The 9,034-nt window shown below is 75.4% G+C and carries 9 protein-coding genes and 1 other RNA gene; 6 read left to right on the top strand and 4 right to left on the bottom strand.

From position 1 onward, the window contains the following. Positions 1-46 precede the first annotated feature (46 nt). From BI06_RS45190 to BI06_RS45200, 3 genes are read left to right on the top strand one after another with little or no spacing between them, the layout of a single operon-like run. Entirely contained in the window at positions 47-883 is an 837-nt protein-coding gene (locus BI06_RS45190) for a Nif3-like dinuclear metal center hexameric protein (RefSeq protein ID WP_030391606.1), read from the top strand. A 23-nt stretch (positions 884-906) separates the two neighbouring features. Beyond that, positions 907-1,650: a zinc ribbon domain-containing protein gene (locus BI06_RS45195; RefSeq protein WP_030391605.1), complete on the top strand. Its 744-nt coding sequence runs from the start codon at positions 907-909 to the stop codon at positions 1,648-1,650. A gap of 10 nt (positions 1,651-1,660) precedes the next feature. Continuing rightward, on the top strand, positions 1,661-2,803 hold the full coding sequence (locus BI06_RS45200; RefSeq protein WP_233290566.1) for a bifunctional RNase H/acid phosphatase: 1,143 nt from the start codon (positions 1,661-1,663) through the stop codon (positions 2,801-2,803). Between the two features lie 99 nt (positions 2,804-2,902). Here the strand turns inward: BI06_RS45200 and yaaA are convergent, their stop codons facing one another. Both yaaA and BI06_RS45210 read right to left on the bottom strand, forming a co-directional pair. Then, entirely contained in the window at positions 2,903-3,688 is a 786-nt protein-coding gene (yaaA, locus tag BI06_RS45205; protein ID WP_043479078.1) for a peroxide stress protein YaaA, read from the bottom strand. Positions 3,689-3,728: 40 nt separating this feature from the next. Next, positions 3,729-4,193: a DUF3995 domain-containing protein gene (locus BI06_RS45210; protein WP_082559117.1), complete on the bottom strand. Its 465-nt coding sequence runs from the start codon at positions 4,191-4,193 to the stop codon at positions 3,729-3,731. 199 nt (positions 4,194-4,392) lie between these two features. Between BI06_RS45210 and BI06_RS45215 the strand changes: the two genes are divergently transcribed. The 3 genes from BI06_RS45215 to rnpB all read left to right on the top strand — a co-directional run bounded on the left by BI06_RS45215 (position 4,393) and on the right by rnpB (position 7,824). Beyond that, positions 4,393-5,883 carry an RNB domain-containing ribonuclease gene (locus BI06_RS45215; protein WP_043479085.1) on the top strand — a complete coding sequence of 497 codons (1,491 nt, stop codon included), beginning with the start codon at positions 4,393-4,395 and terminating at the stop codon, positions 5,881-5,883. 45 nt (positions 5,884-5,928) lie between these two features. Further along, positions 5,929-7,413, top strand: a complete 1,485-nt coding sequence (locus tag BI06_RS45220) for an MFS transporter (RefSeq protein ID WP_051743092.1) — start codon at positions 5,929-5,931, stop codon at positions 7,411-7,413. Positions 7,414-7,426: 13 nt separating this feature from the next. Beyond that, an RNA gene (gene rnpB / locus BI06_RS45235) (RNase P RNA component class A) lies at positions 7,427-7,824 on the top strand. Positions 7,825-7,892: 68 nt separating this feature from the next. Here the strand turns inward: rnpB and BI06_RS45225 are convergent. Beyond that, positions 7,893-8,150 carry a hypothetical protein gene (locus BI06_RS45225; protein WP_030391599.1) on the bottom strand — a complete coding sequence of 86 codons (258 nt, stop codon included), beginning with the start codon at positions 8,148-8,150 and terminating at the stop codon, positions 7,893-7,895. Between the two features lie 104 nt (positions 8,151-8,254). Beyond that, positions 8,255-8,653: an ACT domain-containing protein gene (locus BI06_RS45230; RefSeq protein ID WP_030391598.1), complete on the bottom strand. Its 399-nt coding sequence runs from the start codon at positions 8,651-8,653 to the stop codon at positions 8,255-8,257. Positions 8,654-9,034 lie beyond the last annotated feature (381 nt).

Below are 9,034 nucleotides of genomic sequence, written 5' to 3' on the forward strand. Positions count from 1 at the left end.
CCGGGCGGGCGGACGCCTCCCCCCGTGCGCACGGTAGTCTCGACAGGTGCCGAAACTGTCCGACGTCATCACCGCCCTCGAAGAGCTGTACCCGCCGCAGTGGGCGGAGTCCTGGGACGCCGTCGGCCTGGTCTGCGGAGACCCTCAGGCCGAGGTCCGCCGCGTGCTGTTCGCCGTCGACCCCGTGCAGGCGGTCGTCGACGAGGCCGTCGAGTGGGGGGCGGACCTGGTGGTCACCCACCACCCGCTGTACCTGCGCGGCACCACCACCGTGGCCGCCACCACCTTCAAGGGCCGGGTCGTGCACACCCTGATCCGCGCCGGGATCGCCCTGCACGTGGCCCACACCAACGCCGACCACGCCGACCCGGGCGTCTCGGACGCGCTCGCCGAGGCGGTCGGTGTGACCGTGACCGGCCCGCTGGTCCCGGACCCGACCGACCCGCTGGGCCGGCGCGGCACCGGGCGGGTCGGCCTGCTGGAGCCCCCGCTGCCGCTGGCCGCGTTCGCCGCGCGGGTCGCCGCCGGCCTGCCGGCCACCGCCGCCGGCGTCCGGGTCTCCGGCGACCCGAACCGGCTGATCAGCCGGGTCGCGGTGTGCGGCGGCTCGGGCGACAGCCTGTTCGCCGAGGTGCGCGCGGCGGGCGTCGACGCCTACCTGACCGCCGACCTGCGCCACCACCCGGCCTCCGAGGCCGCCGAGGCGGCGCCGGTCGCCCTGGTCGACGCCGCGCACTGGGCCACCGAGTGGCCCTGGCTGCCGCTGGCCGAGCGGGCGCTGCTCGGTACCGCCGAGAAGCGCGGGTGGACCGTGGAGACCAGGGTCTCCCGCACGGTCACCGACCCGTGGACCGCGCACGCCCCCATGTCCTTCCCCGCCTGACCCGATTCACAGGAGCTCTCCGCTTGAACGCCGCGCCCGCCGACCAGATCCGCCTGCTCGACCTCCAGGCCTTCGACTCCAAGCTCGACCAGCTGGCCCACCGGCGGCGCAGCCTGCCGGAGCACGCCGAGATCGACAAGGTCAACGCCGACCACACCGCGCTGAAGGACCTGGTGATCGCCGCCCAGGCCCAGCACGGCGACACCACCCGTGAGCTGACCAAGGCCGAGCAGGACGTGGAGCAGGTGCGCTCCCGGGCCGCCCGCAACCAGCAGCGCCTGGACTCCGGCGCGATCACCTCGCCGAAGGACCTGGAGAACCTCCAGCACGAGATCGGCTCGCTGGCCAAGCGCCAGGGCGACCTCGAGGACGTCGTGCTGGAGATCATGGAGCGGCTGGAGTCCGCCCAGACCCGGGTCACCGAGCTGACCGCGCGCCTGGAGCACTCCACCGTCGTGCTGACCGAGGCCGAGGGCCGCCGGGACGCCGCGTACGCCGAGATCGACGCCGAGGTGGAGAAGGTCCGCCGCGACCGCGAGGCCGTCGCCGCCGTCGTCCCGGCCGACCTGATGAAGGTCTACGCCAAGCTGCGCGAGACGCAGGGCGGCGTCGGCGCGGCCCGGCTGTTCCAGCGCCGCTGCGAGGGCTGCCGCACCGAGTTCTCGATCACCGAGCTGAACTCCATCAAGGCCGAGCCGGCCGACAAGGTGGTCCGCTGCGAGAACTGCTCGCGGATCCTGGTCCGCACCGCCGACTCGGGCGTCTGACCCGGTGGCCGTGCGCAGGTTCGTCGTCGAGGCGGACGGCGGTTCCCGGGGCAACCCGGGGCCGGCCGGCTACGGCGCGGTGGTCCGGGACGGCGACACCGGACAGATCATCGCCGAGGCTGCGGAGTTCATCGGCCACGCGACCAACAACGTCGCCGAGTACAAGGGCCTGATCGCCGGCCTGAGGGCGGCCCGGGCGATCGACCCGGCCGCCTCGGTGGACGTCCGGATGGACTCCAAGCTGGTCGTCGAGCAGATGTCCGGCCGGTGGAAGATCAAGCACCCGGACATGCAGCCGCTCGCGGCCGAGGCGCGCGAGGCCTTCCCGCGCGGACAGGTGGCGTACACCTGGATCCCGCGCGAGAAGAACAAGGACGCCGACCGGCTGGCCAACGAGGCGATGGACGCGGGCAAGGCGGGGCGCCAGTGGGAGCCCAGGGCCCCCGAGGCCGTCGCCGTCGCCGGCGAACCCGCACCGCCGCTGGAGACCGCCGCCCCCAAGGCCGGCTGGGCGGCGCCCGCCGACCTCGGCACCCCGACCACCTTCGTCCTGCTCCGGCACGGCGAGACCCACCTCACCCCGGAGAAGCGGTTCTCCGGCAGCGGCGGCACCGACCCGGAGCTGTCGGAGAAGGGCCGCTGGCAGGCCGAGCGGGCCGCCGAGGCGCTCGCCGCGCGCGGTTCGGTCCAGGCCGTGGTGGCCTCGCCGATGCTGCGCACCCGGCAGACCGCCGAGACCGTGGCCGCCCGGCTGGGCCTGGAGGTCCGGTACGAGGAGGGGCTGCGCGAGGTCGACTTCGGGGCCTGGGAGGGGCTGACCTTCGGCGAGGTCCAGGAGCGGCACCCGGAGGACCTCGCCGCCTGGCTCGGCTCCGCCAGGGCCAGGCCGACCGGCGGCGGCGAGAGCTTCACCACCCTCACCCACCGGGTCGGGGTGGCCCGGGACAAGGTCCTCGCCCGCTACCCCGGGAAGACCGTGCTGGTGGTCTCGCACGTCAGCCCGATCAAGACGCTGGTCCGGCTGGCGCTGGGCGCCCCGCCGGACTCGCTGTACCGGATGGAGCTGTCCGCCGCCTCGATCTGCGCCGTCCAGTACTACGCGGACGGCAACGCCTCGCTGCGGCTGCTCAACGACACCGGGCACCTGCGCTGACGGACGCCGGGGCCGGTCGGATCCCGTCCGTCCGGCCCCGGCGCGCCTCGGTCCAGGAATGCGTCCGGGAAACGTGTCCGGGAACGCGTCCGGGGACGCTCAGTGCACCTCGGTGACCACCACGTCCAGCTGCCACGGCTTGCGCGCGGTGCCCTCGGCGGCGACCTCCACCCGGTGGCCGAGCCCCAGCAGGGCGTCCAGCAGCTCGCCGGGCGTCTTGGGCTCGGCGCCCGCGACCAGCAGGTCACGGACCAGGCGGCCCTTGGTGGCCTTGTTGAAGTGGCTCACCACCGTGCGCCGGCCGTCGCGCTCCTGCAGCACCCGCACGGTCGCCGTCCGGGCGACGAGCTCGCCGGCGGGCTTCCAGGCGGCCGCGTACGCGGAGGAGCGCAGGTCCAGTACCAGCCCGTCGGCGACCTCCGGCAGCACGGACGCCGTCGCGCTCCGCCAGTACGCTCCGAGCGCCCCCAGGCCGGGGAGTTTCACGCCCATCGAGCAGCGGTAGGGCGGGATCCGGTCGTCGATCCGCACGGCGCCCCAGAGCCCGGAGAACACCAGCAGCGTCCGCGCGGCGCGGTCGTACGCGGCCTCGTCGAGCGTCGCCAGCCCGAGGTTGTCGAAGAGCACCCCGGTGTACACCTCCCCGGCCGGGAAGGCGCCCGCCGTCGGCAGGCCCGCGTTGCGCGCCACCTCGCCGCGCAGCCCGGGGCTCAGCCCCAGCACCTCGGCGGCGGTGTCCTCGTCGCCGCGGCAGAGCCCGACCAGCGTCTCCAGCACCCGGGCCCGGGTCGCCGTCAGCCCGGGCAGCGACAGTCCGTCGAGCGCCACCGGCACGCCGTCCCCGGACGCGGCCTTCCCCTCCGAGGGCGGCAACAGGACCAGCACGGCGACTCCTCAACACTTTGTGGCGGCGGACCCGGCCACCCTACGCAACCGGCCCCGGCTCCCGGTAACCCGTACCGGCTGCCGCCACCACCGCCGCACCGGTGCCGAGCGCCAGGCAGAGCGGCGAGTAGTACCGGGAGTCGAGGCGCCGGAACCGCTCCGAGCGCAGCGCCCGCTCGCCGCCGACCAGCGTCAGCCCGCCCGCGCCGCGGGTCAGCAGCACCGCCGACACCGTCCACACCCCCGCCCGGCGCAGCCGCGCCGGCCCGACCGCCGGCACCGCCCCGGCCTCCGCGGCCACCAGGTAGGCGGCCGCACCGAGCAGCCCCGCCACCGCCGCGCACGCCGCCGCCGGGGGCACCCCGTCGCCGGTGCCGACCACGGTGTCCGCGAACTCCTCCGGGGTCCGCAACGGCCACGGCGACACCGTCCACACCGCGTGCAGCGCCCCCGTCCCCGCCAGCACCCCGGCCACCGCCGTCCCCACGACCCCTACCGCCCGCATCGCCCGTTCCCCCTTCGCCGTCGATCATCAGCGCCCCCACGCTACGACTCCTTACGCCGACGGCCCGCCCCCGCGCCCGGCCTGTCCGGACGCGCCCGCCCCGGGCGCCCGCCCCGGCCGCGCGCCCCGCCCGGACACCGGCACGCCGCCCGCCGCCGACCTCCGGCCGGAACCACCCGCCCGGCCCTACGCTGCCCCCATGCCCCGCCGAAAACTGCGCGTCAAGGCCGCCGACTCCGCCCGGATCAATGCCGAACTGGCCGAGCTGCGGGCCGCCCTGGAGATCCGCACCGAATGGCCCGAGGCGGCGCTGGCGGAGGCCGAGCGGGCCGCCGGGGCACCCCGGCTGCCCGACCACGACGCCACCGAGCTGCCGCTGTTCACCGTCGACCCGCCCGGCTCCCGCGACCTCGACCAGGCGATGCACCTCGCCCACCGCCCCGGCGGCGGCTACCGGGTGCACTACGCCATCGCCGACGTCGCCGCCTTCGTCCGCCCCGGCGGGGCGATCGACGAGGAGGCCCGCCGCCGGGTGCAGACCCTGTACTTCCCCGACCGGCCGGTCGCGCTGCACCCCACCCGGCTCTCCGAGGACGCGGCCAGCCTGCTGCCCGGCGAACCCCGCCCCGCGCTGCTCTGGCAGATCGACCTGGACGAGGACGGCGCCGTGGTCCTCGCCGACCTGCGGCGCGCCGTGGTCCGCTCGCACCGCCGGCTCGACTACGCGGCCGTCCAGCGCGCCGTGGACGCCGGCGGCGCCGACGAGCAGCTCGTCCTGCTCGCCACCGTCGGCCGGCTGCGCGAGGAGCGGGAGCGCGAGCGCGGCGGGATCAGCCTCCCCGTGCCCGAGCAGGAGATCGAGGAGACCCCGCGCGGCTACGTCCTCGGCTACCGCGCGCCCACCCCCGCCGACGGCTGGAACGCCCAGATCTCGCTGCTCACCGGCATGGCCGCGGCCGAGCTGATGCTGGACGCCGGGGTCGGCCTGCTCCGGACCCTGCCCACCGCGCCGCCCGCCGCGTACGAGCGGCTGCGCCGCACCGCCCGCGCGCTGGACATCGACTGGCCCGACGGCCTGCCGTACCCGGACCTGGTCCGTTCGCTGGACCCGGACCGCCCGCTGCACGCCGCCTTCCTGAACGAGTGCACCGGACTGCTGCGGGGCGCGGGCTACCGGGCCTTCGACACCGCCCGGGGCGTGCCCGCGCCCGACGACCCCGGGCACGCCGCGCTGGCCGCGCCGTACGCGCACTGCACCGCGCCGCTGCGCCGGCTGGGGGACCGGTTCGCCCAGGAGGTCTGCGCGGCGGTCGCGGCGGGCGAGGAGCCGCCGGACTGGGCGCGCGAGGCGCTGGTGGACGTGGCCGCGCTGATGACGGCGGGGGACCGCCGCGCGGGCGAGGTCGAACGGGCCTGCGTGGACCTGGTGGAGGCGGAGGTGCTGTCCGGCCGGGTGGGCGAGGACTTCCCGGCGGTGGTCATCGACGTGGACGGCAAGCGGCCGGACCGGGGGACCGTCCAGCTCCGCGAACCGGCCGTCCGGGCCCGCTGCGACCGGGCGGGCACCGGGCCCGGCGAGGGGGCCGACGGGGAGTCACCCGGCACCGCCCTGCCGCTCGGCGGCCGGATCGCCGCGCGGCTCACCGTCGCGGACCCCGCCACCCGGACGGTCCGCTTCGCCGCCCTCTGAGCAGGGTCCCGGTGGGAGGATCGACCCGTGCCCGATGCGACCTTCATGAGTCCGCCGCCCGTCGCCGACCCCGGCCGGCGCCGCCGACAGCTCGTCCTGGCGATCTGCTGCATGAGCCTGTTCATCGTCGGTCTCGACAACACCGTGGTGAACATCGCCCTCCCGGAGATCCAGAAGGACCTGGACGCCCCGGCCTCCGGTCTGCAGTGGATCATCGACGCCTACACCCTGGTGCTGGCCTCGCTGCTGATGCTGTTCGGCTCGCTCGCCGACCGCTTCGGCCGCCGCCGGGTGTTCCAGACCGGCCTGGTGGTCTTCGTGCTCGGCTCGCTGCTCTGCAGCCTGGCGCCGAGCCTGGGGTGGCTGGTGCTGTTCCGGGCGGTGCAGGCGGTGGGCGGTTCGATGCTCAACCCGGTGGCGATGTCGATCATCACCAACACCTTCACCGAGCCCCGCGAGCGGGCCCGGGCGATCGGCGTCTGGGGCGGGGTGGTCGGCATCTCGATGGCGCTCGGGCCGCTGCTCGGCGGCTTCCTGGTGCATGCCGCCGGCTGGCCGGCGATCTTCCTGATCAATGTCCCGGTCGGACTGCTGGCCTGCCTGCTGACCGCCCGTTACGTCCCCGAGTCGCGGGCGCCGCGGGCCCGCCGGCTCGACCCGGTGGGGCAGCTGCTGATGGTGGTGCTGCTCGGCTGCGGCACCGCCGCGATCATCGAGGGCCCGGACCACGGCTGGACCTCCCCGCTGATCCTCGGCCTGGCCGTGGCCGCGCTCGCCGCGCTGGTGGCCTTCCCGCTCTGGGAGCGGCGGGTCGCCGAGCCGCTGGTGGACCCGAGGTTCTTCCGCAGCGCGCCGTTCACCGGGGCCACCCTGACCGCCGTCTGCGCCTTCGCCTCGCTCGGCGGGTTCCTCTTCCTCAACACCATCTACCTGCAGGACGTCCGCCGGTACAGCCCGATGGAGGCCGGCCTGTGGACGCTGCCGATGGCGGTGATGATGCTGGTCTGCGCGCCGCTGTCGGGCCGGATCGTCGGCGCCAGGGGTCCCCGGCTGCCGCTGGTGCTGGCCGGGCTCGGCCTGGTCGGCAGCGGTCTGCTGCTGACCCGGCTGGCGGCGGACTCCCCGCCGGGGCTGCTGCTGGCCGCGTACGGGCTGTTCGGCTTCGGCTTCGGCTTCGTCAACGCGCCGATCACCAACTCCGCCGTGTCCGGCATGCCGCGGGCCCAGGCCGGGGTGGCGGCGGCCGTCGCCTCGACCAGCCGTCAGGTCGGCCAGTCGCTCGGGGTCGCGGTGATCGGCACCGTGGTCGTCTCGGCCGTGGCCGGCCCGGTGCTCACCGGCTTCGCCCCGGCGAGCCACGCCGGCTGGTGGATCCTGGTGGGGCTCGGCGCGACGATCCTGGTGCTCGGCCTGGTCACCACCTCCGCCTGGGGCACCGCCACCGCCGCCCGGGTGGCCGCCCACCTCGGCGCGGAGGCGCCGCCGGCCCGCCCCGGAGTACGGGAGGCCCCGCCCGAGCGGCTACGATGACCCCTACGGCGGAAGAGCCGGCCGGGCGGTCGCGACGGGTCCCAGGACCCGCCGAGGAACGTCCGGGCTCCACAGAGCAGGGTGGTGGGTAACGCCCACCCGGGGTGACCCGCGGGACAGTGCCACAGAAAACAGACCGCCCGCCGCTTCGGCGACGGGTAAGGGTGAAACGGTGGTGTAAGAGACCACCAGCGACCGGGGTGACCCGGCCGGCTAGGTAAACCCCACCTGGAGCAAGGTCAAGATCGGCGCCCCAGGGCGCTGTGCGCGGATGCTTGAGGGCTGCTCGCCCGAGTCCGCGGGTGGACCGCACGAGGCTGTCGGCAACGGCAGCCCTAGATGGATGACCGCCTCCCCGGCCCGCGCGAGCGGCCCGGGAGACAGAACCCGGCGTACAGGCCGACTCTTCCGCCCCTGACGTCCGCGAAGGCCCCCCGACCGTGGGTCGGGGGGCCTTCGGCGTTCCCGGCGCGGGCGGGTCAGCCCGGGTGGGTGCCGACGGCGTCGCGGATCTGGTCGCCGAGGCCGCCGTTGACGCGGGCGCAGTGGGCGCAGCAGAAGAACATCCCGGCGACCTCGACGCCGTGGCCGACGATCCGGACGCTGCACTGCTCGCAGCGCGGGGCGAGCTTCTCCATGGCGCACTCGAAGCTGTCGAAGGTGTAGACGTCGCCGGTGACGGTCTTGATCTCGAAGGCGAGCCAGTAGTCGTTGCCGCAGGTGACGCAGGTGGCCATGGCGGCGCACTTCCTTCCGGGCGGACGGCGGGGCCGGGCGGCTGCCCGGCCCTTCCCAGTGTCCGAGCGCCCTCGGCGGGCGGCCACCCGGTGGGGCCACCCGGTCATGCGGAGCGGGCGGAGAGCTCCTTCAGGGCGCCGAGGACGCGTTCGGCGTCGTCGGCGGCGACGAAGAGGTGGTCGTGGTGGTAACCGGCCACCACGTTGCAGCTGAGCCCCTCCTCGGCGAGCCGGGTCGCGACGGCGGCGGTCAGGCCGACGGCTTCCAGGGCGGAGTGGATCCGCAGGGTGATCCAGGCGGCCACGTACTCGTAGCGCAGGCCCAGTGCGTCCGCCTCCTCCTGGGCCACCACCACCGTCACCCCCTCGGGTTCGGCGACGGTGGCGACCGGCCGCAGTCCGGCGGGCACCTTGTTGGGGAGCGTGCAGTAGACGTACCGCCCCGGGTTGAGCTCGGGGCGCAGGTCGCGCAGCAGCGTTGCGAGGTCTCGTTCTCCGGCCATGGACGCACCGTAGCGGCCGAGGGGGCGGCAGTGTCGGAAGGTGTATCGGAAAGCGTTGACGACCGACAGTCAGCGATATATCGTCGAGTTATCGAGACAGTAACTCGACTGTCCCGAACGATCGTCTGACGATCGTCGCGACGGGGCCGCGTCCGAGCGGTCCGAACTGGAGGTGGGTGCCATGCGCCCAGGACGATTCCGTGGAGAAGGCGGTCCCGGCGGTTGCCGCCCGGGGCCGGAGTTCGCCGGCACGCCCGGTGAGAGGTACGAGGGCCGGGGGGCGTTCGGTCCCTTCGGGCCGCCCTTCGGCGGCGGCGGGCCGGGCGGACGCCCGGGTCCGCCGTGGGCCCGGGGCGGTTTCGGCGGGCCGCCGCCGTGGGT

The organism is Kitasatospora sp. MBT66, assembly GCF_000710405.2.
Classification (GTDB): domain Bacteria; phylum Actinomycetota; class Actinomycetes; order Streptomycetales; family Streptomycetaceae; genus Kitasatospora; species Kitasatospora purpeofusca.

Coding starts and splice junctions, on each gene's coding strand:
- BI06_RS45210 (WP_082559117.1), bottom strand. CDS start 4,193: ATGCGGGCGGTAGGGGTCGTGGGGACGGCGGTGGCCGGGGTGCTGGCG.
- BI06_RS45215 (WP_043479085.1), top strand. CDS start 4,393: ATGCCCCGCCGAAAACTGCGCGTCAAGGCCGCCGACTCCGCCCGGATC.
- BI06_RS45220 (WP_051743092.1), top strand. CDS start 5,929: ATGAGTCCGCCGCCCGTCGCCGACCCCGGCCGGCGCCGCCGACAGCTC.
- BI06_RS45225 (WP_030391599.1), bottom strand. CDS start 8,150: ATGGCCACCTGCGTCACCTGCGGCAACGACTACTGGCTCGCCTTCGAG.
- BI06_RS45230 (WP_030391598.1), bottom strand. CDS start 8,653: ATGGCCGGAGAACGAGACCTCGCAACGCTGCTGCGCGACCTGCGCCCC.